At 55.7% G+C, this 23,077-nt stretch carries 22 protein-coding genes and 4 pseudogenes; 13 read left to right on the top strand and 13 right to left on the bottom strand.

The features are described 5' to 3' along the window. Both BLV25_RS14670 and BLV25_RS14675 read right to left on the bottom strand, forming a co-directional pair. Positions 1–387: PH domain-containing protein (locus tag BLV25_RS14670; RefSeq protein WP_092734874.1), on the bottom strand; the 387-nt coding region annotated here is incomplete at its 3' end. A gap of 6 nt (positions 388–393) precedes the next feature. Continuing rightward, the gene (locus BLV25_RS14675) at positions 394–1,089 is read right to left on the bottom strand and encodes a PH domain-containing protein (protein ID WP_092734679.1); all 696 of its coding nucleotides are present in this window, start codon (positions 1,087–1,089) and stop codon (positions 394–396) included. A gap of 376 nt (positions 1,090–1,465) precedes the next feature. Here BLV25_RS14675 and BLV25_RS14680 point away from each other — a divergent pair, with 376 nt between their 5' ends. Together BLV25_RS14680 and BLV25_RS14685 are read left to right on the top strand one after the other, a co-directional pair. Continuing rightward, positions 1,466–2,230, top strand: a complete 765-nt coding sequence (locus tag BLV25_RS14680) for an ABC transporter ATP-binding protein (protein WP_092734682.1) — start codon at positions 1,466–1,468, stop codon at positions 2,228–2,230. Continuing rightward, on the top strand, positions 2,227–3,837 hold the full coding sequence (locus BLV25_RS14685; RefSeq protein ID WP_092734685.1) for a hypothetical protein: 1,611 nt from the start codon (positions 2,227–2,229) through the stop codon (positions 3,835–3,837). Before BLV25_RS14680 ends, BLV25_RS14685 begins: the two co-directional genes overlap by 4 nt. Before the next feature lie 246 nt (positions 3,838–4,083). Here the strand turns inward: BLV25_RS14685 and BLV25_RS14690 are convergent, their stop codons facing one another. Then, positions 4,084–5,136: a CNNM domain-containing protein gene (locus tag BLV25_RS14690; RefSeq protein WP_092734877.1), complete on the bottom strand. Its 1,053-nt coding sequence runs from the start codon at positions 5,134–5,136 to the stop codon at positions 4,084–4,086. A 68-nt stretch (positions 5,137–5,204) separates the two neighbouring features. Further along, positions 5,205–5,327, bottom strand: a pseudogene (locus tag BLV25_RS14695) (universal stress protein); the annotation flags it as partial. Positions 5,328–5,665: 338 nt separating this feature from the next. Between BLV25_RS14695 and BLV25_RS14700 the strand changes: the two are divergent. The 3 genes and pseudogenes from BLV25_RS14700 (at position 5,666) to BLV25_RS14710 (ending at position 8,112) form a co-directional block, all read left to right on the top strand. Further along, positions 5,666–6,235, top strand: a pseudogene (locus BLV25_RS14700) (hypothetical protein). Between the two features lie 60 nt (positions 6,236–6,295). Next, positions 6,296–7,246, top strand: coding sequence for a MarR family winged helix-turn-helix transcriptional regulator (locus BLV25_RS14705; RefSeq protein ID WP_092734691.1), 951 nt, complete (start codon positions 6,296–6,298; stop codon positions 7,244–7,246). Continuing rightward, a complete protein-coding gene (locus tag BLV25_RS14710; RefSeq protein ID WP_092734694.1) occupies positions 7,243–8,112 on the top strand; it encodes a hypothetical protein in 870 nt (289 codons plus the stop codon). The genes BLV25_RS14705 and BLV25_RS14710 overlap by 4 nt, the downstream gene beginning before the upstream one ends. A gap of 70 nt (positions 8,113–8,182) precedes the next feature. Here the strand turns inward: BLV25_RS14710 and BLV25_RS14715 are convergent, their stop codons facing one another. Both BLV25_RS14715 and BLV25_RS14720 read right to left on the bottom strand, forming a co-directional pair. Then, positions 8,183–9,547: a restriction endonuclease gene (locus BLV25_RS14715; RefSeq protein ID WP_092734697.1), complete on the bottom strand. Its 1,365-nt coding sequence runs from the start codon at positions 9,545–9,547 to the stop codon at positions 8,183–8,185. A 192-nt stretch (positions 9,548–9,739) separates the two neighbouring features. After that, positions 9,740–10,453: a YqjF family protein gene (locus tag BLV25_RS14720; protein WP_092734700.1), complete on the bottom strand. Its 714-nt coding sequence runs from the start codon at positions 10,451–10,453 to the stop codon at positions 9,740–9,742. 289 nt (positions 10,454–10,742) lie between these two features. On the opposite strand from BLV25_RS14720, the gene BLV25_RS14725 reads away from it, so the two are divergent. Next, positions 10,743–11,030 (top strand): hypothetical protein, encoded by a 288-nt coding sequence (locus BLV25_RS14725; RefSeq protein ID WP_092734703.1) that lies wholly within the window; start codon positions 10,743–10,745, stop codon positions 11,028–11,030. 147 nt (positions 11,031–11,177) lie between these two features. Here BLV25_RS14725 and BLV25_RS16985 read toward each other — a convergent pair whose 3' ends face one another. Next, a complete protein-coding gene (locus BLV25_RS16985) occupies positions 11,178–11,477 on the bottom strand; it encodes a hypothetical protein (protein ID WP_143114470.1) in 300 nt (99 codons plus the stop codon). Between the two features lie 312 nt (positions 11,478–11,789). Here BLV25_RS16985 and BLV25_RS14730 point away from each other — a divergent pair. Then, positions 11,790–12,173, top strand: a pseudogene (locus BLV25_RS14730) (ArdC-like ssDNA-binding domain-containing protein); the annotation flags it as partial. Positions 12,174–12,323: 150 nt separating this feature from the next. Here BLV25_RS14730 and BLV25_RS14735 read toward each other — a convergent pair. Then, positions 12,324–13,559, bottom strand: a complete 1,236-nt coding sequence (locus BLV25_RS14735) for an RNA-guided endonuclease InsQ/TnpB family protein (RefSeq protein WP_092734706.1) — start codon at positions 13,557–13,559, stop codon at positions 12,324–12,326. A 148-nt stretch (positions 13,560–13,707) separates the two neighbouring features. Between BLV25_RS14735 and BLV25_RS14740 the strand changes: the two are divergent. Further along, positions 13,708–14,250: pseudogene (locus BLV25_RS14740) on the top strand (DUF955 domain-containing protein); the annotation flags it as partial. A gap of 138 nt (positions 14,251–14,388) precedes the next feature. Then, positions 14,389–14,856, top strand: a complete 468-nt coding sequence (locus tag BLV25_RS14745; protein WP_143114471.1) for a hypothetical protein — start codon at positions 14,389–14,391, stop codon at positions 14,854–14,856. A 47-nt stretch (positions 14,857–14,903) separates the two neighbouring features. Here BLV25_RS14745 and BLV25_RS14750 read toward each other — a convergent pair whose 3' ends face one another. The 3 genes from BLV25_RS14750 to BLV25_RS14760 all read right to left on the bottom strand — a co-directional run bounded on the left by BLV25_RS14750 (position 14,904) and on the right by BLV25_RS14760 (position 17,617). Next, on the bottom strand, positions 14,904–15,680 hold the full coding sequence (locus BLV25_RS14750; protein WP_256335748.1) for a hypothetical protein: 777 nt from the start codon (positions 15,678–15,680) through the stop codon (positions 14,904–14,906). A gap of 188 nt (positions 15,681–15,868) precedes the next feature. Beyond that, on the bottom strand, positions 15,869–16,705 hold the full coding sequence (locus BLV25_RS14755; protein ID WP_143114472.1) for a hypothetical protein: 837 nt from the start codon (positions 16,703–16,705) through the stop codon (positions 15,869–15,871). 147 nt (positions 16,706–16,852) lie between these two features. Continuing rightward, a complete protein-coding gene (locus BLV25_RS14760; RefSeq protein ID WP_143114473.1) occupies positions 16,853–17,617 on the bottom strand; it encodes a CPBP family intramembrane glutamic endopeptidase in 765 nt (254 codons plus the stop codon). A gap of 343 nt (positions 17,618–17,960) precedes the next feature. On the opposite strand from BLV25_RS14760, the gene BLV25_RS14765 reads away from it, so the two are divergent. The 3 genes from BLV25_RS14765 to BLV25_RS14775 all read left to right on the top strand — a co-directional run bounded on the left by BLV25_RS14765 (position 17,961) and on the right by BLV25_RS14775 (position 19,949). Further along, on the top strand, positions 17,961–18,377 hold the full coding sequence (locus tag BLV25_RS14765; RefSeq protein WP_256335754.1) for a DUF5518 domain-containing protein: 417 nt from the start codon (positions 17,961–17,963) through the stop codon (positions 18,375–18,377). A 109-nt stretch (positions 18,378–18,486) separates the two neighbouring features. Further along, complete coding sequence (locus tag BLV25_RS14770; protein ID WP_092734725.1) at positions 18,487–19,443, top strand: CPBP family intramembrane glutamic endopeptidase; 957 nt, start codon at positions 18,487–18,489, stop codon at positions 19,441–19,443. 146 nt (positions 19,444–19,589) lie between these two features. Next, positions 19,590–19,949, top strand: coding sequence for a hypothetical protein (locus tag BLV25_RS14775; RefSeq protein ID WP_092734728.1), 360 nt, complete (start codon positions 19,590–19,592; stop codon positions 19,947–19,949). A 231-nt stretch (positions 19,950–20,180) separates the two neighbouring features. Here BLV25_RS14775 and BLV25_RS17690 read toward each other — a convergent pair whose 3' ends face one another. After that, entirely contained in the window at positions 20,181–20,510 is a 330-nt protein-coding gene (locus BLV25_RS17690; protein WP_092734731.1) for a hypothetical protein, read from the bottom strand. Continuing rightward, entirely contained in the window at positions 20,507–22,147 is a 1,641-nt protein-coding gene (locus BLV25_RS14785; RefSeq protein WP_092734733.1) for an NADH-quinone oxidoreductase subunit D, read from the bottom strand. The genes BLV25_RS17690 and BLV25_RS14785 overlap by 4 nt, the downstream gene beginning before the upstream one ends. Before the next feature lie 114 nt (positions 22,148–22,261). On the opposite strand from BLV25_RS14785, the gene BLV25_RS14790 reads away from it, so the two are divergent. Next, positions 22,262–22,918 (top strand): helix-turn-helix domain-containing protein, encoded by a 657-nt coding sequence (locus BLV25_RS14790; RefSeq protein WP_092734736.1) that lies wholly within the window; start codon positions 22,262–22,264, stop codon positions 22,916–22,918. Positions 22,919–23,077: the final 159 nt, after the last annotated feature.

A 23,077-nucleotide genomic window follows, 5' to 3' on the forward strand; every position in this document is an offset into this window, starting at 1 on the left:
CCCACCAGCGATTTCGAACGTGACTGAGCCGTATCCGAAGATCGACCCCGTGATATCCTGCCCAAAGGAGCTGTTCTGGACGGTTTCGAGATTTGCCTGTGTGACAGACCGGGTCAAAACGCCGCGTTTCACGTAGAGTGCTTCGTCCGTTACAACGTACTGTACGCCTTGAAGAGCGAAATACTTCCAGAGCGGGATCGCCACTCCGAGTGGAACGACTGCGAGGAAGAGTGGGGTCTCTCCAGTAACACTGGCGACGATCCCAAAGCCGAGGAGGAGAACGCCGATCACAACTGCTGGAAGGATGGTAGTGATCCGCGGGCGGCCGGACCACGCTACCGATTCGGTGGCCCCAAGCGGAATAGCCGGGTCGATCGACTCCGTCATAGCTGGCTACCGTTCAGTATCCGACTCGTGGTCGGCAGTAGCGTTCTCAGCTCCCGAGTTGCCACTCACGAACTCATCATCGTTGGTGTCGTCCTCACCAGTCGATTGTTCCTGCGCCGCAGTGCCGGTTTTGGACGTCGTAGCTGACGTATTTCCTGCAATCTCCTGTTGTGCTTCGAGCGTAGAGCGGATCGCTGTGAGTTCGACGAGGATCTCGTCAAGTACGTCACGCTTGGTTTCACCTGATTCCGTCGTCGGTTCACCACGACTGCCCTTCACACGTTTGTTGATGAGTTCCTGAATCTCGCGCGGGTCGGGGACTGACCGGAACTGCATCTCGATACCGGAGCCTCCAGCGGTCGAGATATCGACGTTTCCGTAGCCGAATCGAGAGCCGAAGAATCCCTGGCTGTAGGAGGTATTCTGAACCTTTCCGAAATCGATGCGCTGGACGTCACGTGAAAGAACCCCCGTCTTTGTGTACAACCCATCGGTCGTCACAACGTACTGCGTATTCTCGCGTTGGAGATAGGACCCGGCGATGATGAATAACCCAATAAGGATGAAGGAAAGTGGCAGTCCGACGACAAGGGACGGGATTAAGCTACTCTTATGGGGTTTCCCAGACCAAACGATCTCTTCGTCCTCGTCGAGAGTTAACCAGTCTGCAGTTTCTGGGTTGATAGTAGATGACTCGGACATATGAGACAATTTGCCAGATAGCTGTATTAAACTCCCGACATAACGGTAGCGATGACACCGTTCAGGCAAGCCAGAAAAGTAGTGGCCGTTACGAGCTTCCTCGCGGTGTTCGCACTAAAACAGCGCGAGAGTCCCGCCGTTCACGCCGGGGAGGATGTCATAATTGAGTGCAACCGCACGGTCGACCCACACTCTGTATCTTATACGCCGCCGTTATCCGTTTCTGAGGATTTCAACAGATCCAGTCCCGGCCATCGCGGAGTGGCTCCAATCGGTCGGACAGGGAGCTGCCGTGAACGGAAGTACCTCACGTGTCCAGCGGGCCCAATAAGAGTTCGCAACGATTAGGCGATGCCCCCTCGAATGTGAGGACATTATGCCCTCCACGACGAACGGTATCGCCATTCAGGCGACCGATATCCGGAAAACCTATGGTTCCGAGGTCGCCCTTGATGGCGTTTCGCTCTCCATTCCGACGGGAACAGTCTATGGATTCCTCGGGCCGAACGGTGCGGGAAAAACCACCACGATGCGGCTGTTAACCGGGTTGTCCCGTCCGACGTCCGGAGAAGTCAGCATCCGTGGTGTCTCCGTTGACGATAGACGTGACATCGCGTCGCTCATCGGGTATCTTCCCGAAACCCCGCCGCTGTACGAGGAGTTCAGCGCCCGCGAACAGCTTGAGTACGTCGCTGACCTGCGGGATATTCCACGATCCACCGCCCGCGACCGCATCGACGAATACCTTGACCAGTTCGAGTTGGTCGACGATGCCGACCGACGCATCAGCGGCTACTCGAAAGGGATGAAGCAGAAAACGGCGTTCATCCAGAGCGTGATTCACGATCCGGACGTTCTGTTTCTGGACGAGCCGACGTCGGGGCTCGATCCGCGTGCAGCTCGCCGGATTCGTGACTCGATCACCGAGTTCGCAGACGCCGGAACGACCGTTTTCCTTTCGACGCACATCCTCCCGGTCGTCGAAGCAGTCGTCGATGAGGTCGGTGTCCTCTTCGATGGACACCTCGTCGCCGAGGGCACACCTGCAGAGTTACACTCTCGCGCAGAGACCGGCGAGAGCGGTACACTGGAAGATGCGTTCCTTGCAGTGACTAGCGAGAGTAACACGGAGACAAAATGAGCGTTCGACGCGATATTCGCCACGGAGTGCGTATCGGACGCGCCGAGTTCGTTCGGAGCGTTCGACGACAGATCAAGAACAAGCGTCGGCTTCTCGGGCTGAGCTTCGCAGTCCTCTTTTTCGGTGGTAATCTCATCTTTGTCCTTCCGACGGCGTACATTCTCGGGCAGACAGCACGATCCATCACTACAATTCCGTATCTCGCCCCCGCTGCAACGGTATTACCCGTTGGTATTCTCGTTCTCGCACTCTTTCGAACGTTGGAACGGATCGGCAGCAGTGACACGGAGGATCTATTGTTGACGACGGTACACCCTCGAGCAGTCGTCGTAGGACTCATCGCGGCAGAGGTCGGTCGCGTTACGGTGTGGTTCGGTCTCCCCCTGGGAGCAGTGTTCCTCACGTTCGCGCTCGGGCTCGGTTCTCCCTCGCTCCTTCTCGCGGTTGGCCTCCTTCTGCTCCCGATCGTTTGTTGGGCAGCCGCCTGGGGCTACGCCTGTGGACTGGCTCTTTTGCGCGTGTTCCGACGTCTCCCCACTATTCACCGTGTTTTGAAAGTGGGGGGTGTAGTCGCGATGCTTGGCCTGGTCATCGCATCCCAGTTCGTCGGACGATACGTCGTTGAGGAAGGCGTCTCGATACGCGCCATTCTCGAGCTACTCACGTTCGCGCCATTGACGGACTACGTTGCGCTGGCGTTCGTGGGGACACGACTCGAACAGCCGACATCGGTGGCAGCACTCGGCGTCCTTGGTATCCTGCTCGCGACGACGCCAATCGGCCTCGCAGTTGCAACGCGACAGGCGTCAACATTGTGGTTCACCGACAGGCCCCATTCCAGCGAGTCACCAGCAGAGACGACATCCACCGGCGGATTCCAGGCACCACGCCTGTTTGCGTGGCGAAAATCCGGGCGTATCGCGTGGGGAATCCTGCTTCGCGGTGTTCGGAATCCTGGAGAACTCGGCCATCTCGTGATGATTCTGTTTTTCATCGGACCGCTGGGCACGACGGTGGTCCAGTCGTCGGGCGACGCGCTCGGACCGCTCGTTGCCGGAACTGGTGTGGGGATCGGGACGTATCTCGCGGGTGCGACCTTCGGACTGAATCCGCTCGGCGACGGCCGTCCGCAGCTACCACTCCTCTTGCTCACTACGACCGAGACCCGGACGGTGGTGCGGGGACGCGTTGTCGCTGGTCTCGCCATCGGAATTCCGATTGCCGTGCTCGGTTCCCTCGCTTCGGGACTGCTCGGCACGTCGCCAATATATGCGATCGTGTTTGCTGTTGTCGGCGTTGGGATGTGTTTTGCAGCAGCTCTGTTTGCCGTCGGAATTGGTGCATTGTATCCGATCTACGAAGAACGCGAATTCTGGGGAACCGAGACAGTCGTCCCCTCGACGCTGGTAATGATGGGATATCTGTTCATCGTTGGTGGCGGAACAATCATCGGACTAATTGTGACGTGGTACACCCTCACCGGTCACATCTCAATAACACCTATACTGAGTGTCAGCGTGGGTGTGTACCTTCTGCTGACGATAGGGGTGTCATATGGCTCATATCGGTATGCTCTGCGTCAATATCGAGGGTACACCATCGATTAAGAGATCATAGGCTCTGCTGAAATCATTCTCAGGTGACATATTCTGATCCGGATGTAATCAATACAGATACCGCACGCCCTCGAATGGAACGAGTACAGTGACTACTCCCACGACTGAAGTCGTGGGCTTTCTCCTCGAATCTGTGTTAGTTCGATAAAGACAGCTCAGATAGTCTCGAGTTCAACTAAGTGTGGTAGGGAGCGTTCCAAGACCTTCGAGCCGACGTTAGTCGGTTCAGGTCGATGCCTACTGATCAAGCGGGTCCTCAAGTTCGCCCATCACCGCTTCGAGGGCATCTGTCGCGGTGAGGAGCCCCACGACGTCTCCATCTTCGAGGACGAGCGCGAGTTCCTGCTCCTCAGCCTGGAACTGATCGAATGCGTCGCTGACGTTCGTCTCCGCCGCGAGTGTCATCGGCGGTGCCGCAATTTCGGTGAAGGAGATGGTGTCCTCCACGAGGTCCTCGTAATGGTCAATAATCGAGGGTGCGTACACAATTCCGTGGAAGTCGGTCAGATCCTCCCCGACCAATGGAAATCGGGTGTGGGGCGTGTTTCGGATACGATCGAAGTTCTCGTCGACCGAACAGGTAGTTGAGAGCGCGATAATGTCGTCCGCCGGGACCATAATCTCACTGATCGAGAGCTCGTCGATGTCGAGTGCGCCGAGGACTTCGTCGCGGCGTTCCTCTGGAACATCGCCCTCCTCCAGAAGCGAGTGCAACCGGTTTCGGAGCTGGGCTCGTGATTCGAGAACCTCCTCTTCGGTTTCCAGCCACGCCCCGGTCATCTCGATGCCGAACAGCTTGAGCGTGCCTTTGGCGACCCAGTCGCCAAGCGTAATGAGCGGGGAGATGAGCCAGTTAAACCAGTACAGCGGCGTCGCCCCGTACCGGCACACCAGTCGAGATCGCTCGACGCCAAGGTAGGTCGGTGTCTGTTCGCCGTGCGTGAGATGAATGAGGTTGATGATCCCGAATGCGATTATTGCACCCGCTCCGATCGACGCGAGCGGTGTAGTAGCGAAATACGGCTCGAACAGCGCGGCTAGTGCCGGTTCAGCAACGATCCCGACAGCAATACTGGATGCGGTAATCCCGACCTGACACGTCGTAAGATAGATCTCTAGGTTGTTCGTCATCTCCCACGCCCGTTCGAGGGCCGGGGTGCCATCAATGAACTCTTGCTCGCTGAACTGTCGCGCCCGGGTCAGTGCGAACTCGATAGCGACGAAGAAGCCATTGGTCAGGATGAGAGTGAGCCCAGCGATCAGACGGAGCGTCAGCTCAAGCGGTGTCATCATACCACGTTATCAAGTCGCACAGTAAATAAGCACAGGAAGACTTACCAGAACGCCAACGCAGATGGCTACGACTGCTCGTGGATGGTGATAACCGGCATAGGAGCGGCTCGGATCGTCTTTTCGGCGACGCTCCCGAGGAGAATTCGATTGACTTCACGGCGGCCACTTGACCCCATCACGACAGCGTGGAACAGTCACAAAGCAGTTCCCACGGCACGCACCTTACCGGTGGCCGACAGACGTCACCTGCGTTCGGCAACAGAGCGGCGAGAATCGTATTACTCTGGTGGTCTCACCGTGGACCCATAACAGACGATTCGGGACCGAACGGACTGTACAACTCGCACTGGCGACGCCGACACCCCTCTAGCAGCTCCCAATAGAGCTGACAGCCTCTTTTGAGGTGTTCGTCGTACTCCCGTCCCGCCGTAGCGCGACAGAGCCAAGATCCTAACGGGCGTTGAAATGGGTTCTGTTATTTCTGCGCCGGCGATGGGTGTCGGCACACACGCGCCGGGGAGTATCGATGTCGCCACGGAGTCAACTCCGATTTATCCAACGAGTCGAACAGACCGGTAAGACAGATGGCAGCGCCGACCGCGTCGTACAGGTGTATCGCCATTCGGATGGGCACCCGGCAAGCGTCCTCCGGGATCTTGCAAATCTGAAGGACCTCCTCGAGGTGACCCGTGCCGAGAGAGGTCCAGCCTACACGGCAGCGGCGTTCGTGTCCCTCGACAAGCTGTCGACGATCGACCTGTATCTGGATGGTGACCTAAACCGAACGATCGACGCAGCGCAGCCAGCGTGATTTATCGAGCCGACCAATTTGGAGCACCTCGACCAGCCACTGTTTCTGCTTGGCCACGGCGCCGAGGATCCAGCTGACGGCAGTCACGGCGACGAGGAATACCTCTACGTCGTGGAACTCCCGATGGAGAGCCCGTTCGACGAGCCGCCAGAGTGGGACAGTCAGAGTGAGCGGTCACTCCGCATTCCCCCGCTGGGATGGTCCGACCGATGAAGCCTTCGAGCGGGCCAGCTGGCCATTCCACGGTCGCTAGAGACCGTACTCGCAGAGCTCGTTACCGAATGAAATTTTGTCAACCTGAATCCAGAAACGTATTTATACGAGTGGTGATTAAAGTATATACAGATGCTTTCAAAGGCCGGACTCGTCGTAATCGACGCGCTGAGTACCGGCCGCGAAGCGACGCCAGTCACCCTCGCAACTGAAACCGGCTATTCACAAGCACACATCTACGAGGTGCTTGATGAGTTACTGGACGCGGGGCTCTTGGTTGAACGCCGTGGGCCCAACAACCAACGGAAAGTCCGTGTCGCAGACCACCCGGTTATTGAAGCGTACCGGACGCTGCAGTCGGATCTCAGTCACGTTGAATGGGCTGACCTCCTCTCACCCGCTACCCTTCGAGTGTGCTGGTTTCTCGACGAGCCCCGTCGAGTCTCCGAGATTGCAGAGCAACTGGAGGTTACTCGACAAGGCGTTCACAAGGCGCTGTCGCCGCTCAAAAATCGGGCGATGCTGTCCCCGTCCGGCCCCGAATACGCGGTGAGTGACGACCTCGCGCCGCTCTTGTCGTTCGCTCGGGCCGTCGTGATCCACGAGCACCGAACGCGAGCCCGGGAGATAGCGCCGAGTGCAACTGTCGAGTGGTGCGACCCGAAACGAACACTCGTCCGCGTGCAGACCACCGAGGATACAGACGCGCTACTAGACGCACCTGATTGGCAGGTAACCGGTCTCGGTCGATTCGAGGAGTACGGGCTGCAGTTCTTTCTTGCAGGTGAGCCTGCGTTCTGGTATGCTCCCGACGAGGAACTCACGCCGTGCGAAGTAGTGTGTCACACGCTCGTCCTCGATAGCGGCTCTCGCCGGGTTAGCTATGCGATGCTGTTGATCGAGGCGTTGGACATCGATCAGGAGACGCTCACAAACACCGCAACGTGGTACGATCTGGAATCCACGGTCGCTGCGATGTACCAGGCACTGCAGGGAGGGGTAGAGGACTCGGACGAGATCCCTGTCGTCCTTCCAAGTGAATCAGAATATATGGCGCTTAAAGAGCAGTACGGTGTAGTATGACGGTATTCAAGGGCGGCGAGGCGATCAAAGAGTTCCTCGAGGAGTTCGATAGCTGGCTGTCGGAGTCCGTGACGGTGTATCTCCTCGGCGGATCTGCGATGACGGCCCGGGGGTTGAAAGACCAAACCGAAGATATCGATCTCGCGGTGGGTGTTGTTTCTGAGTTCGAACACGTCTACCAGACCCTCACATCACAAGGATTCACGGTTGTCGACGAACCAACGGAGTCGTTCGAGGGCGTCGGAAAAACTGTCGAATTGCATCACGACAAGCGCGGGTTTCGGATCGATATCTTCGAACAGCAAATCGTCGGGAAAGTCTGGATCACCGCCCGGATGCGCGATCGGGCCGAAGAATTCTGGACCGGGAGTTACGTAACAGCGTTCATCCTCTCGGATGAGGATATGTTCCTGCTTAAAGCGGTTTCCGGCGGTGACCTAGCGAGTGGCCGTCGACGCGACATCGAAGATATGCGGAAATACGCCCAGCGTGGGCTGGACTACGAGTCGATTCTCATCGAGATCGATGAACAGCGGCCGTTCAATACCGGCACGACTGAAGCACGGCAGATCCGTGATCGCTCGCATCCCCTGTTCACGATCGAGATGGCGGTGAATTCACTGTCGGGGCTTCCAAACAGGTTCACCGCTCGTATCGCAGAGTTCGCGACAGAGTTCGAGGTCGAATATACCGTTCTGGGTGCTGTTGACGATGGGATCGACAACGTCGAAGCACTTCGAGATAGAGTCCTTGCGAATGTGCGAGCGCTTTCGGACGACCAGGAAAACACCGTCGATGAAACGATTGACCGACTGGTTGCAAAGCAGATTCTCGAGCGCGACGGAGATACAGTTCGACACCGCTGAGGAAGTACTACGGATATGAGTGTGGATCGACTCGCTGGCCCATGCAGGACTGGCAGATCGGAGTGCGGCCTTAGATGATGCCGCCAATCACGAGGAGGCCGACAACGATCAGCAGCGTCGCGACCACGCTTCCCACAGCCAGCAGCTTATTCTCCATCGCCTTCTCGTGGAGGGGCATCTCGGCATACTCCTCGCGGAACGCGTCGAGATTCTTCTCGTCGTAGAAGTACTTCGTCTTCAGCGCGAACCGTTCGGTCACTGCACAGCCTGTACAGACCGGTTCCCCTTCGAGCCGTTCGGTCTTGATGTGGCTGTCGCAGGCGATCGCCCCGCAGTTCGGACAGTAGGTGTAGGTCTCGTCGATGCCGCTCGTCTCGCAGTGGACGCACTGATGAATCCCGTCCTCCAGAGTGACCCGTGAGGGGCCAGCAGCATAGTATTCGTACGGATACGAATACTCCTGTATCTCCGTTGTCTGCCGAACCTCAGGTAGATACACCGGCTCAATCGATTGCACTGATATGTCCGAGAGATTCGGTTCACACGTCTTGTTGTAGGTGACGTTATTGTCGCCGGTGTAGGTCACCGTCGTCGTGTGGTAGTCCTGAAGGCGGTCAACAGCCCACTCCTTGTACTCTGTTTGGGTCTGGCCGAACCGCCGTTCGTCGACGTCGTCGAATACTTCGGTAAACTGCCCGGTATCGAGGGGAACCGTCGCGTGGAAGTTCTTGGTGACTAGCGTCGCGACATCGTCGTCGGCCACCTTCGGATGGCCGCGTTCAGCGTGGACAACGAACTGTGTGCGGTCGTTGATCCGGTGGATGACGCCGACCGACGTTTCGAAGACGGCATTGGTATCAGCGGTGATCGCAACTACCGGGCGGAACGTCACCTGCGAGTATGGCGTCGGAACGTCACCTGCGTCGATGTTTTCGATGTCGCGGAACGCCTCCGCGACCGGGGCGTCGACGTCGGCCGCCGGGTCGTAGGGGCGTAGCGTTTCGTCGCAAAGGATCTCAATACGTCCGTTGTAAAGATCGAGACCGATCTCGTCGGCGATCTCCCGGAGGTCCTCGCCGTCGAGCAACTCGATGGGATGCGGGTCGTCGTTTTGCTGGAGCCGCTGGGCGTACTCCTGGGCAGGATTTGTAAATCGGCCAGTAGTAACGACCATACCTCGTTTTGGCCCGTCGAAGTCGAACGTTGCGATGGCCGAATGAAGCTTCTGGACAACCGGCCGACCGACCGTCCCAGTGTGTTTACACTCGACGATGATCGCTCGTCGCGTCCCGTCGACGACTTCCTCCATAATGACGTCGCGTCCTTCGTCAGCCGTGCGCGCGGCCTGTCGGACGTTCTCGTAGCCGAGGTTGCGGAACACGTCCTCCATCAGGTCCTCGAACTCGAACCCGGAGAGATCGTCCAGTACAGCCATCCGAATATCCGGGACATATCTTGCTAGAACCAAATGCGTTGCTGACTTCGGCAACAAAACCGCGATGACTGACCGCAGTTGTCAGTTCTCTACGCACCAATTCCGCGTCATATGGAGACCGTTAACGGACGATTGGCTGGTCGCAGCTGGGTTTGCACACCTCAAATCGATCCACCCGGGGAATCCGTGAGATTAGTGGTCGTTCTGGACTTCTCCCGATGGTCGTTGGCTCCGGGACGTAACGACGTCCAACCCGGGACTGTAGTAGTACACCGGATCCGCGTCTGGGCGAGCGAAGCCATCAGCCCGTGCCAGCGTATCAGTTTCAACGGTCGCATCGGCTGGATACAGGGTCCACGTATCGTGATCGACGTCAGTGAATCGGATGGAACCGTCGGGTGCTTCGGTATAGAAGCGATAACGCTCGACCAAGAACTCCGCCAGCGGGTCCTCAGGCGCTTCGAATGGTTCGCCAGTCGGCCAGTAGGTGGCTTCATATCGACCGGGTCGAGCACCGGGATGGCGTCGCCGGCTCTCAAACCGAACACGCCCGTCAGACATCGCTAGGGAGATCTGAGCGTAATAGTACGGGAGATGGTGGAACAAGCGGGCGCCGGTAACGCTTGCAAGTCCTTGCGCGTCAAGGCTGAAGAAGTAGACGCTCGGGACGCCATCCCGGATGACGTACGTCCGGACGTTTATCTCCGGGAGTCGAACGCCCAGCGATCGGGGGAAACCTTTCGGACGGACGGCAGTGTTCGTGAACGGGATTACCGAGAGCCACGCGTTCCCGTCGTGACGGTCCGAGCTAAGCGACTCGGGGAGATGGGCATCCATCACTTCCGGGTCGACTGGCCAACTCTCGAACAGCAGATGCCGCCAGCCCATCTCCAACGGGACGACCATACAAGATGATTATGTACCTCGACAAAAAATCTCCTCACTTCCAATTTGACGGTGGTAACAAAGTCAGTCGTTGGGATATTGAGACGATATCCGAGGATGAGAATTAGCACCTGTTTAACCAACATTCGGAGGAGTTCACCTTCATCTGTTGGTTAACACCGTGGAAGCACGGTTTTGTAGAGAAGGTATGGGGCAGTCAAGCGGTCTCACGGTGTGAATTTAGTGAGTATAGTCAGTTGTGGTCAATACAGCCAGAACACTTACCGATTCTGCGAAGTGACGATACCTTATGGATTGGCTCGGAAGTCCTGAACTCCAATTCGCTGCTTCCATCTTCGGCCTTGTAGTAGCAGGTATCGGCGGATACGGGTACTTTAGTGGTCGGATTTCGCGTTCGGGCCTCTCGTTCATATTGGTGGGGGTCGCCGCATTGCTCGCTTACGGTATTACGGGTACAGCAACGGTTCTCTCGCTCCCAAAATTCGTGTCAGACCTCTTTGCCGGGCTCGCTGGAATATCGTTCATCGGGTTGTTCCTATACTGGGCATACCGCCAAGAGGCAGAGACGGGCGATTAATTCGTACTCATTAGAACGGGAACCGTATGAGAATATATCCGAAAAATAGGATTTCAAGGCTCTGTCGAAATCCTATTCTTCAGGCAGATCTCAACTGAAACAGTCGGTCGCTGAGGAGTGCAAATCTATCTATCCGCCAGTTGCAAATCAGAGTCGCTGATAAAGTTTCCAGCCAACTGCGATGACGACACAGACGATCCCGATGACAAGCGGGAGAACTCCATTAGTCTCCCCAAATCGCCAGTCAAATACGACGTATCCAACGAGAGCAATGAGAGCAACAAGTGCGCCGATATACTGGAGTGGTTTTGCCTGTGAAGGCCGACCCGGCATATCACGTACTTCTCTCCCTTTTAGTAAGTAGTTTACCTGTACTGACCGGAGCTGGTTCAGAACGTATCTCCTACTGAGGATTTCAACAAAGCCAACTTCAACAGAGTCGGTCAAGAAACTGTTCCCCGATCGGAACATCCAGCACGATCTGATTCGCAACACTCTCACGAGCGAGTGACGGCACCTGTTTTGGCTCCGAAGAAACTGATGACCTCACCGTCCGGTAGGCTATCAAATGGAGATATCACTCGTGGTCGACGCTCCTAACGACGTTGAACGGTTCAACGAGTTCCACAAGCACTTCATCACGGTCAGCTGCCCGACGAAACACGGACACACCTGCGATCGGTGATATTTTTCTGCGCCGCGATGGGCGCGGCGCGTTCTGAACTGAAAGAATCGCCGTGATACGGTTTGGAGAACACGATGTCTACGACTAGTGACTCGTCGGTCTCCTTCAGCCAGACCGACACGCGATCCGACGAGATGCACAGTACTATCGAACAGTGGATCGACGAGCTCGTCGCCGGCGTCGACGACGCGCAGGCCAGCGAAGAGTTCCAGGAATGGCTTGATGTTCAAAGTCGCTTCCACGATTACTCGTATCGGAACACGCTCCTCATCAAGCGCCAATATCCAGAAGCGACGAAGGTAGCAGGCTACCGAACGTGGCAAGAGGAGTTCGATCGACACGTCCAGGAAGGCGAATCCGCCATCTGGATCTGGGCACCCATCATCACGAAACAGTGTCCAGAGTGTGGGAATTCGAGGAGCTACCACGAAAGCAGCGACTGCAATGACCAAACACCGCGTAAACTACCCTACTCTACTCCCTCGGCGCTTCGCGCCTCGGTCCTTGAGGGGAGGGCTTTGATGTGGACTCCCGGCAATCAGTCGTCAGCAATAGGCTGGTGACTCTTGCCGTTCAACGTCACCAGAACGCAAAGCGTTCTGGTTGGCTCACGAGAGCTCTGCTCTTGTGAACGTCCCACCATTCACACGCACGTCTACTAGTGCGTCTCCGCCCCCCGACGTGGGCGAGGAACGGAGTCTGTGTGTCCGTTTCCGGGCGTACCGTATCTCGATGTTCTTTGCGGCGTTGTAATCCGCGTTCACCTCATACCCGCACTTTTGGCACTCGAAGTGTTCCCCGTGGCGGTTGTCCTCGTGCGTGAACCCACAGTCTGTCCGTGAACACCGTTGTGACGTGTGGTTCGGCTCAACTTGCTTCACGGAGACGTCCTGTTCAGGGGCCTTGTAGGAAACGTACTCGTACAGGCGTCGGAACGCCCAAACGTGGTGCCATTTCGCCTGCGGAAGCCGCTCTCGAATGTCGGTCAAGTCCTCGAACGCGATCACATCGCAATCGTGTTCGACGGCTTCCGTGACGAGTTCGTTAGCAACGGTATGGATGTACTGTTTCCGCCATGCTTCTTCCCGTTTCCCGAGTCGAAGCAAGGCGTTGTGCGCGGCTTGTGTCCCTCGTTGTTGCATCTCACCACGCCGTTTCTCGAACTCACGACACCAATGGTCATACTCGTCACCCTGCCAGAACGTGCCGGTCGATGAGACGGCGAGATTGTTGACGCCGAGGTCGATACCGAGGACCGTTTGATCGGGGTGCCCGGTATCTGCAGGAACCTCTGCGTCGTCACCGCCAGTCCGCCGGGTCGAAATATTGAGGTAAAACTCGTCAGTCGCCTCATCGTACCGTAGAGTACTCTCGCGGAACTCGTAGTCCTCGGAGAGAACATACTGCTCATAGGGCGTCGGGCTGTCTCCCGGCAGAACGAACGAGGGTTCAACCCGCCCCTCAACAGTGGCCAGCGATACCCTGTTTCGGTAGATGGTTGCGCTCCGCGCGTCGTAGTCCATTGTTTCGGCGGTGAACGTGGGACATGAGACGCGCTGTCCCTTTTTCCATCGCTCGACAACGCCCTTGATGGCTTCGACGGCTCGACGAATCGCGGCTTGGACGAGTTGTGCCTGTAACTCCGTTTCCTCTCGGAGTTCGGAGTAGAGTGCGTCGCGGACCTGTCGCTTGTTAGTCTTGCACTCGGTGTATGTTGCTTCGGACCAACAGTAGTCAGCAGTTCGGTTCGCGCAGTGCAGGTATTGATCGGCGGTTCGGTGGAGTGCGTCGCGTTGCTCGTCGGAAACGGCGAGTTTCACGACGGCGGTTCGACGCACGTCCATACTTCAGAGAGTATCTTACGGTATTTATACGTTCGGGAGTCGGCTGGTCGCAGTCTGTCGGTTGTGTCGTCCCATATCGGATTCCTCCCCGACCTACTTGCTCACTGCGTTCGCTCCTTGAGGTCGGGGGCTCCACCTCGAATTTGCTGAAGAGTGGTCGACGGGACTTGTTGGATTCAAACCTGTCCCGGTATTCGACGTCTCACAAACTGAAGGGGAACCTCTTCCAGAACTCGATACGGAAGCAACCGGCGACATCGGCGATCTCGTCGTTCAACTATCGGCAGTCGCCGACAAGCTTGGAGTGACGGCTCAGATCGTTCCCGAGGAGGACTGGTCGTATGGCGAAGTCTTGGGCATTTGCGAACATACAGGCTTCGGCGATACCCGGGCCGTTGTCGAAGTTCGTGATCGGGAGAATGACGCCGACCTCGCGCAGACACTAATTCACGAGTATGCGCACGCTCTGCTCCACTCCGACGTCGACGACGAGATCGATCGGCCGAAACGGGAAGTCGAGGCTGAAGCCGTCGCGTACATCGTTGGTCGATACTGCGGGATCGATACGAGCGGCTCGTCGTTATACCTAGCCGCGTGGATATCAGACGATACAGAGGTAATTCGGGATCGGCTCAGTCGGATCAGTGATACGGCAGAAGAGATTATTAGCGTGTTCGAAGAAGATTCCTGAGCCGATAGCCACCGGTAGATTGTGGTCTCCAGACTGGCTGCTCCTATCTGTGATTATTCAGAGATGGGGGGAAAGATACAAAATAATAGCTGGTCAAAAACGACATATGAACAATTCTGCTAGTGTGGTGTCATAATGATGCTTGACCTAGATGACAGTGAGGAACATATGTTTCACCACGGTGCGACGGGGTACGGCGTGGAAGTGTACGGTGGAACTCCGAACCAGCGTGAAGCAGTATTCAGAAAGCAGTTTGATGAGCCGATCGTTGTCGTCGATGGTCGCAATGCAGACAGTTCAGAAGACATCGTGAAGGCCGCCCTGTTGGCGATGGGGACCGACGAAGAAGACATCGAGAAGATGTACAGCGTCGGTGGGAGAGAGTTACGCCGGGCACTTGACGAAACCGAGAGCAACTTTGTGATTCTAGAATTTGACTCATTGGCGAAGGACGTACAGACAAGCGTCGCACAGATGATGAAAGGAGTAGCTGAGCAACTCAGCTCCGATGATGTGATGTTAGGATATGCTTGCAACGAGGGGGGTGCTGTAGTTAACGCTGAATTTGATCTGTCTGCACGGGTGCGTAGTTGGGAGCTAGAGTGAATTATTTCGTCCCCGTGCGTGGAAGATTTAATTTCCGAGATCGGTCCTCATATCGGTCCGAAGGGAAGGAAAAGTCCGAGGACGGCCGTTAACCCAAGCGCCGCGACGAAGAGATCGATCACCCACCGAAGTAGCCAGTCGCGTGCTCGTGTCCCCTCAGGTCGAAGACCGAACCGGACCGAGAAGTGCCGAACGATCACGACCCAGGTGACGAGCACAAACCCAAATAGAAATGGCCACACGTCGATCCCAAGTCGGAACTGCACGACGTAGATCGGGAGCACACCGATCAAAACTGGTGTTACTACGATCCGAACTACTGTACGGAGTGATCGGTGTTGCGGCGTCGGACGGTCACCAGGTGCTAGTTCGGGAACCGACACGCCACAGGACCGAAAGCAGGCAGCGATTTCGCGAAGCTGTCCGCGCGGTATGAGTAGCCCTTCCGGCTTTGTGAGGGTGTATGAGCCGTAGCGGAGTCGAGCGGCAACGATCGGCCCGAGCGAAATCAATCGAAGGGAGTCTATCCCATCAAGGTCGATGGTCCGTTCGTCAGTACCGGTCGCCGCTGCGAACTGTTCAGTCTCGGGATCGTCGAACTCGGTTTCGATCGTCAGGGTGCAATCCGTGGAATCGAGCTGGTAGTGGTTTGTTTTGAACCCCGCGCTCGAAAACCATACCATCAACCATAGACACGCACAGACGATCACATACGCAACGGCTGCCCAAGAGCCAAAGACAGCTATCGAACCGAGGACCGCAAACGGGAACACGACGAATAAGCCGACCCAGGCCACCGGATGCATCGTGACGATGAACGCCATCATCCGGTGAGGAAGCCGACGAATGCCGTGTAGATTCGTCTCCCAGCTACGGCTGGAATCTGTTCGTACAGTGCTTGTGGAGGGCATATTGAATTACTTACGAGACGTAAGTTAGAACTGATGGTGCCCTACCCTGCTGTTCCAGAGTCACTTCGGCTGCGGATGATTCATAGATCCTTCCGAGATGGTCAAGCACTGTATGCGTACCAGAGTAGTATCAGCCCGAAAAGTCCGAACATCGCCCCTGCGTACAACGCGACAACCTGTCCATCCCCCGGCGGAACAATCAGCCAAAGAAGTGGGCCCACAGCGATCAGACCGAGTCCGAACAGTCCGACGATGAGTCGTTCCGTTCGATCAATCGTCGAGTGTTCTCGTTTCGAAGCGTCTGGAGCCGTCTCAATCAGATTCGACACGACATCTAAACAGCTGGATGGGAGGACGATAATACGGGGTGCAGTCGGAACGCCTCGCGTATATGAGAGCCAACAGAGTACAAACGTGTCTATGGAAACCACCCGAAATGCGCTGACTGCTTCAAGCGGTACCTCAGTATCGTCAATGACGAGCGTTCCCTCCGCCCGGTCAGCATACCCACTCGTCGGAAACGCTGCGGTGAGGACGACCGGCACCCAGCTGGCCATGAACACCGCGAACGGTGCCATAGGATGCAACTGCGTGCTTCCAAGAAGGACGAGTGCGCCAACGACGCTCCCGATGGCGAGCCCTCGCCACGAATAGCGGTTCCACAAGGAGTCAGTGACATTCGTATCGAGTAATGCCGGGAGATAGCGACGAGAAAGCAGCGCCAGTGCCGCGAAGGTGACGACCCCGACTGCACGAGCGAGGTCACCATCCAGCAACGCCGATCCGACTAACCAGAGTAACAACCCACCAGCCAGTATAGCGACACCACCGAAGATACTGGGACTCACATACGCGAGAGTCTGTAAGAGAAGAGAATCAGTCACGTCAAATTCCCATTTGATTGTGACGTCATCCGTGTCGGAAGTAGCCTGTACCATCATTTCACCGATGAGAATTCTGTTCGGGAATTATAGACACACTACCGATGAAAGACTTCGGATTAGCGACCAGCTGTTTCAGACGATATATACCTGAATCAGCGAATCCGGGCCGAACGACGTAGTCGAAGGATGGCATTCGTACGACTAAATCCGAAGGACATAGAGCACGATCTCGTGAAGTGCAACGGTCCATGCCATCGCGTGTGTGACCACCGTGACTAGGAGATTCTCCGTGCGTTCGTACGCATATCCCCACACTAATCCAGGGACTACGGTGTCAATTCCCCAGTAGAGACTGCCACCGAAGCTCACACCCTGGGTCATCAGTCCGACGAGGAAATGCATCACGCCGAACAGCAGCCCACCGAGGATCACGACACCGAGCGTATCGAATGCAGCGCGAAGCCGGCCCTGAACGAGTCCGCGGTAGACCAACTCCTCAGCCGGTGCAGCAAACAGATACATCCCGGTGAATGCGATCGGCCAAAGCAAGGGCCGTGTTTCTAACGCGAGTTCCTCCATTCCAGTTCCGGGTTGTGGATGCGGGAGTCCCACCGCAGCCAGTATCGGGGGAAGAACCATCCCCTGTGCTGCAAAGAGAAGCGGCAGCCCCACGATCCAGTCGATGTCTTCAAATGTGGGCCCTCGGATCTTGACATACCTGTTCCAATCACCCTGCCGGACCAAGTACGCGCCAGCGAACCCGACTTGAATGTAGTTCCCTTGGAGAACGCGAACGACTGGAGACTCGGTGAGATCAAACAGTGAGACGAGACCGCCCATCGAAATGACGCCGATCAATCCGGCGAGCAACGCACCAACAGTGATTCCGAGTCCAGCGAACGCCGCACGAACCTGTCGACCTCGTTCGGTCTGCAAAACAGCCGTGATCTCGGACGGAACACTCACACCGAATCACGCGCCGACACGACACTCAAGCAGGCTAGAAGTCGACACGAACGAGTTGATGCCAACGGCTCTCGGCGATCGTCCCTCACACTCGCTGACTCGGAGGGTGTCATAGAAGACTTCTCAACACCTACACAGGAATCGTTCAGTACACACTCTTCAGCGATCATCTATTTCGGACGGATCGTGTCTGAAGAATCGAATTTAGAGCCATATCTGGTGGTAATGTTACTAAGCGCTCATTTGAGACGGTTCAATTGGAGTTTTACTCTTCCTCAGCTTTACGATCCGAAAACGCCTAACAGACACTATGCCCGCGATTGATCGTCTGTCCCAACCCCAAATGACGCGATGGAAGTACGCCTTGATCGGTGGCCTGGCATCTCTCCCATTCACCGCTTTCAGTTACTGGCAAACAGGATCTCAACTATCGTTCGGAGCAGTGTTGTTTGGCGGGATTCTCGCCGGCTATCTGGTCAGGCGAGCAGGCGCTAAGAGTCACGGAGTAGGGATCCGAGTTGGGATGGTCGGCGGACTCCCGATACTCTGGATCCTCTTCGATATTCTCACAGCCACATCTGGATTGGCTGGCCCAGCGTGGTTCCTGACGGGCGCAACGCTGCTTACGATCGGCTTCACTATCGTCGTCGCAGGTCTTGGATTCGGCATTGCTGCGCTTGTCGGAGAAATAGGGGCGCGAGTCGGGAGTTGGCTGGCTGGTAAACAGCCTGAGCAATCACCCCCCATCGTCAATAGCTAAGGTATGACGCAGATTCGATTGCCATCCTTTTGCGCTCGCACGCTCCCGATGGTGAGTTCCACGATCTATGATACCCACCCAACAATCAGTTATTATATAGCGTGGTAGTATGGATGAATCATTTCGTGCTGTTCGCCGGCTTATTCACGGCGGTCACGACGACCGGGTCAGAGCAACGTGGCGACTACTGACTGGGTTACTCCTGACGTTCGGCGGTGGTTTCGGTGGATTGTTTCTTATTCAGCAGCTAGGCGTAGAAATTCCCAATTGGGCAGTGTTGCCGACCGTACAACTATTCGCTGTTTTCGGTGTGCTCCTTGCACTCGCGGTTTTGAGTCGCTACTTGGACCACCGGCAGTCGTCGGACTATGGCTTCGATCTCTCGCTACGATGGGGAACCGACGCAATCAGTGGAGTTATCTTTGGAATCGGACTTCAGGGACTTGGGTTCTTATTTGCGTATCAACAAGGGCTAGTGACGATCGTGGATGTGATGTCAGCAGGCACTGCTGATTCTCTTGGCGTTGTAATCGGAGTCGTCGTAATCGGATGGATACTCCTCGGATTCTGGGAAGAGACATTGTTTCGAGGGATCTTTTTGAAAAACGCTGCCGAGGGATTGGCTCAAAGAACGTCTCCGAAGACCGCAGTCTTGGGGGCGTGGTTTTGTAGTTCACTCGTCTTCGGGATCTTTCACGGACCCTTCGGTTCGAATCCTGGGCCACACTCTCTCATCTACACGCTCGTTATGACCGGTATCTTAGGTGGACTGTTTGGCTGGACGTATCTTCTTACGGAAGAGTTGGCGTTACCGATTGGACTCCATATGGGGTTCAATCTGGCAGGTGCAAACCTCTTTTTCGGTACCCCGAACGCAGCCGTGCCAACGTTTTTTCAGGTCGAACACAGCGTCTCCGGCGGACCAGTCCAGATCCAATCACTTGATCCGTACCTTACTATTCCGCTCTTTCTCGGTGGGTATTTGATCATCACCGGGTACTGCTACCTGCGGCACGGGTCTATCACGATTCGTCTCAGTATCGCATCCTACGAATTCACGTCTTAGCCAGGAGTCACCCCTCACAATGTCGTGTCCACGGAATCGGAACCGCGAGCCCTTTGTCGAGAAGCAGGCGACACAGGTGAGTAGAACGGGAAGGGGCGTGTGCGTACAGAGAGTACACTTAACGTAAACCGTGGACATATTTGCCTATGAGCGTTAGTCAGCCGATCGATAAAATTTGGAGAAATCCTATTGGGCGTCTTTTGTGTGTTCTTGGTGGTATGAGTCTCGCAGCTGGTATGCTGACGCTGTATCCGCAGCTTCTGCCTGTGGCCAAATGGAGTGTTCCGGTATGTCTCGTTCTTTGGGGTATCACTCGGTTCTACCTCTACGGAGTAGAGGATATGCTGACCTCGGCCGCAGGCTGTCTGCTAATACTCGGTGGCTTCAGCTATGCTTCATATCTATTCACTCCGATGAGCGAACTCAACGGAACGGTAGCTCAGCTTATCCCTGTTACCGGGATCTTCGTGGAACTGTTCGCTGCCCATTACCGCAACCAAGAATGACTACCGTAATTCGGTAGATACGCAAGCAGATTCTTATGGCTGACTCGGCTATGAATATCGTGGAATAAACACCGTGACAGCTCTTCTATGACACCCTGTGTAACCGGTTATTCACGATGATCGAAGAAGCTCCGAAGCCCTGATCTGTAGGTGAAACGTTCTGTGTGGATGTGAACGAGAGGTTACAGCAGAGATACCTTGTACATCACAATACTTCGTCCAAACAGTTATTTAATAGCCTGATAACTGCCTTACATCTTGATGGTGGAGCCTCTTCTTCTCGGTCACATCATAATTTTCGCGCCGCGTTTGCCGGCGTGACGACGATCCCACAAACACGGAGGATCTCTTGGGGTGCAGGACACGGCCCTGAAGCATACACCTCGACAGCGTTGAGATCACCGTGTCAAAGCTGTCGTCTGGGAACGCGAGGTTCTGTGGAAACATCTTCCGCAGCGTCCCCTCTCTCTCAAAGTCAAGGAGTTGCGCCTCAGCGGAGTCGATCCAGGTTACCTGCTGGTCGGAGTTTCCTCCCCACAGCGTCGAATCGGGTATCGTCACCGATCCACCTCTCCCATAATTGTGTCGAGGCTCCCGAGAGTGGCGACGAGATCGGCAACGTACTCACCCTCTGCCATCACCGGAAGTGCCGACAAATTCGAGAACGACGGTCCGCGGATCTTAAACCGTGCGGGGGTCTCGGTGCCGTCCGCACGAATGTAAATTCCGAGTTCACCCTTGGCACCCTCAACGGCCCTATAGCACTCGCCGGACGGCTTTAGCGTCCGCGGCACATTAGCCTGACAGGTTCGATCTGCTTCCGGCCAATCTTCAAGGAGATCGGCACACTGTTCGACGATGGCTGCCGATTCATTGATTTCTTGTAGCCGAACGAGCACACGAGCGAAGTTATCACAACCGTCCTCGGTAACGACATCCCATTGGAGGTGGTCATAGTAGCCGTATGGATCGTCCCGCCGGAGATCGTAGTCGATGCCGGAGCCGCGAGCAACTGGTCCCGTGGCCCCGTAGTGCTTTGCCTTCTCCGGCGGCAACTCACCGGTGTCAATACAACGCAGCTGGAGGATCTCGTTGCTTGTCAACAAATCGTGATACTCCTCGAGTTTCTGTGGCAGGTCGCTAGTGAAGGCGCGTACATCCTCGAAGAACTCATCGCGCAGCTCGGGAATATCCCAGACGACGCCGCCAACCCGAAAGTAGTTGAACATCATCCGCTGACCGGTCAGTTCCTCTAAGAGGTCTTGGACGATCTCCCGATCCCGGAATCCGTACATAAAGGTGGCATTGAATTCACCGCTGATATCCAGTGCGTACATCGCAATGAATAGCAAATGCGAGAGGATACGGGACAACTCGGCGCTCATCGTCCGGATGATCTGGGCGTACTCCGGAACCTCGATGTCGGCTAGGTCCTCAATGACGCGAGCATATGCCCATTCGTTGAGTAAGCCCGCTCCGCCCCAGTCCCATCGGTCGGGGTACGGCATAATCTGATGGCGATAGGTGCCCTGCTGGCACATTTTTTCCTCACACCGGTGGATATACCCGATATCCGGCTCAACCGCGGCGACTTGCTCGCCATCCAAGACCACTTCCAGGTGGAGCACGCCGTGGGTTGAGGGATGGTGTGGTCCGATGTTAATGAACATCGTATCACCCTGCCGACTGTCATTCTTGATTGGATTGGCGTGCTCATCTAGCGGCACGATCTGAGGTTGATTCTGATTATAGTTCGTCGACAGCGGATGCCCCTGCCAGGTCTCCGGCAAGAGAATCCGACGCAAGTCCGGGTGACCCTCGTACTTGATGCCAACGAGATCGTACGCCTCCCGTTCGTGCCACTCAGCCGTCCGATAGACCGGCGCGGCTGACTCAGTAACTGGATCATCCTTCGTTGTTGAGACAACAACCGACAGTTCTTGCGTCCGGTCGTCGTAGCTTGTGAGATGATATATCGTCTCGAAACGAGTTTCGTACTCTTGGGCGGTCACACACGAACAGTGGTCAAATCCTAACTCCAAGCGAAGCGTCGAGAGGACGCTCTGAACTCGGTCGGCTCGGATTACGATTGCGGGGGCGTTCTCGTGTGATTCATAGCTGACGACGGCGTCGTCGGGGAGGGCCGTAACCGCCTCATCTACAAACCGGTGGGCGGTCGAGCGTTGTTGCCGTTGCATCTTCCAGCAGGTGTCAGTTCACGTTGCAGTTCGGTAGGCACGCTGCCTCACTAGTGGTGGTGTATAAATAGAGGCATCCGTGGTGATTTAATCCAACACGCTCTACGTCGGTATATGCGCTATCTCACGGTATTGGTCAAACCAAGCGGAGATGGTGCGTTCCATCCGCTTGGAGGTGAGCTGACGGATGCCCCTTCCATCAAGCGGCGAGCCATTCACTACGTCGAGCTTCTCGCTGATGATACCGTGCTGTTGTTTGCCGAGGCAAGCGGCAGTCAGGAACGGTACAGACAGATTATGGAGAATTCTCCCCACGTCATTAGTTATCTAACTGCGGGAGAAGACCGTTGGATGGCTGTGAGCCAATTTGAACCGACGGAAGCGGTTCGTCGGGCGCTGGAACTGCAACGAGAATCACTGCTGGTAATCGACACGCCGATTCGTTTCACCGCTGATGATCATCTCAAAGTGACGTACTTGGGGACCGACGAGATATTCAAAAAACTGTATAAGTACGTCGAGAATGTTGAATATATTACATTCGAAATCCTTGAAACAGGTGATTACGAGGCTAACGGATCATCGTTCAGCAGGATGATTACCTCCCGGCAAGAAGAAATCCTTGAGACGGCAGTTGACTTGGGCTATTATAGCGAACCTCGGCAAGCATCACTTGAGGACATTAGCGAGGTAGTAGGAATCACTCCTGGAACGGTCGGTGAACACCTTCGAAAAGTCGAAGAACGTGTGTTTAACGAAATGGTTCATTGACGGAGCTTGAATACCATCCATTTCTGAGAATAAGCAATGTCGATCGATTCGCCACAAACTCTGTCAGCCGATTCGGGGTCAGATCTGTTTGTGTATTCAAAAGTAGCCCCATAGATGGGGCAATCATCGTATTCAGCTACGTAACGTATTTTCAGCCAC

This window comes from Halopenitus persicus (assembly GCF_900107205.1).
GTDB classification, from domain to species: domain Archaea; phylum Halobacteriota; class Halobacteria; order Halobacteriales; family Haloferacaceae; genus Halopenitus; species Halopenitus persicus.

Coding starts and splice junctions, on each gene's coding strand:
- BLV25_RS14680 (WP_092734682.1), top strand. CDS start 1,466: ATGCCCTCCACGACGAACGGTATCGCCATTCAGGCGACCGATATCCGG.
- BLV25_RS14690 (WP_092734877.1), bottom strand. CDS start 5,136: ATGACACCGCTTGAGCTGACGCTCCGTCTGATCGCTGGGCTCACTCTC.
- BLV25_RS14675 (WP_092734679.1), bottom strand. CDS start 1,089: ATGTCCGAGTCATCTACTATCAACCCAGAAACTGCAGACTGGTTAACT.
- BLV25_RS14685 (WP_092734685.1), top strand. CDS start 2,227: ATGAGCGTTCGACGCGATATTCGCCACGGAGTGCGTATCGGACGCGCC.
- BLV25_RS14790 (WP_092734736.1), top strand. CDS start 22,262: ATGCGCTATCTCACGGTATTGGTCAAACCAAGCGGAGATGGTGCGTTC.
- BLV25_RS14745 (WP_143114471.1), top strand. CDS start 14,389: ATGCTTGACCTAGATGACAGTGAGGAACATATGTTTCACCACGGTGCG.
- BLV25_RS14725 (WP_092734703.1), top strand. CDS start 10,743: ATGGATTGGCTCGGAAGTCCTGAACTCCAATTCGCTGCTTCCATCTTC.
- BLV25_RS14720 (WP_092734700.1), bottom strand. CDS start 10,453: ATGGTCGTCCCGTTGGAGATGGGCTGGCGGCATCTGCTGTTCGAGAGT.
- BLV25_RS14785 (WP_092734733.1), bottom strand. CDS start 22,147: ATGCAACGGCAACAACGCTCGACCGCCCACCGGTTTGTAGATGAGGCG.
- BLV25_RS14775 (WP_092734728.1), top strand. CDS start 19,590: ATGAGCGTTAGTCAGCCGATCGATAAAATTTGGAGAAATCCTATTGGG.
- BLV25_RS14715 (WP_092734697.1), bottom strand. CDS start 9,547: ATGGCTGTACTGGACGATCTCTCCGGGTTCGAGTTCGAGGACCTGATG.
- BLV25_RS14705 (WP_092734691.1), top strand. CDS start 6,296: ATGCTTTCAAAGGCCGGACTCGTCGTAATCGACGCGCTGAGTACCGGC.
- BLV25_RS14710 (WP_092734694.1), top strand. CDS start 7,243: ATGACGGTATTCAAGGGCGGCGAGGCGATCAAAGAGTTCCTCGAGGAG.
- BLV25_RS14755 (WP_143114472.1), bottom strand. CDS start 16,705: ATGGTACAGGCTACTTCCGACACGGATGACGTCACAATCAAATGGGAA.
- BLV25_RS14750 (WP_256335748.1), bottom strand. CDS start 15,680: ATGGCGTTCATCGTCACGATGCATCCGGTGGCCTGGGTCGGCTTATTC.
- BLV25_RS14770 (WP_092734725.1), top strand. CDS start 18,487: ATGGATGAATCATTTCGTGCTGTTCGCCGGCTTATTCACGGCGGTCAC.
- BLV25_RS14765 (WP_256335754.1), top strand. CDS start 17,961: ATGACGCGATGGAAGTACGCCTTGATCGGTGGCCTGGCATCTCTCCCA.
- BLV25_RS14735 (WP_092734706.1), bottom strand. CDS start 13,559: ATGGACGTGCGTCGAACCGCCGTCGTGAAACTCGCCGTTTCCGACGAG.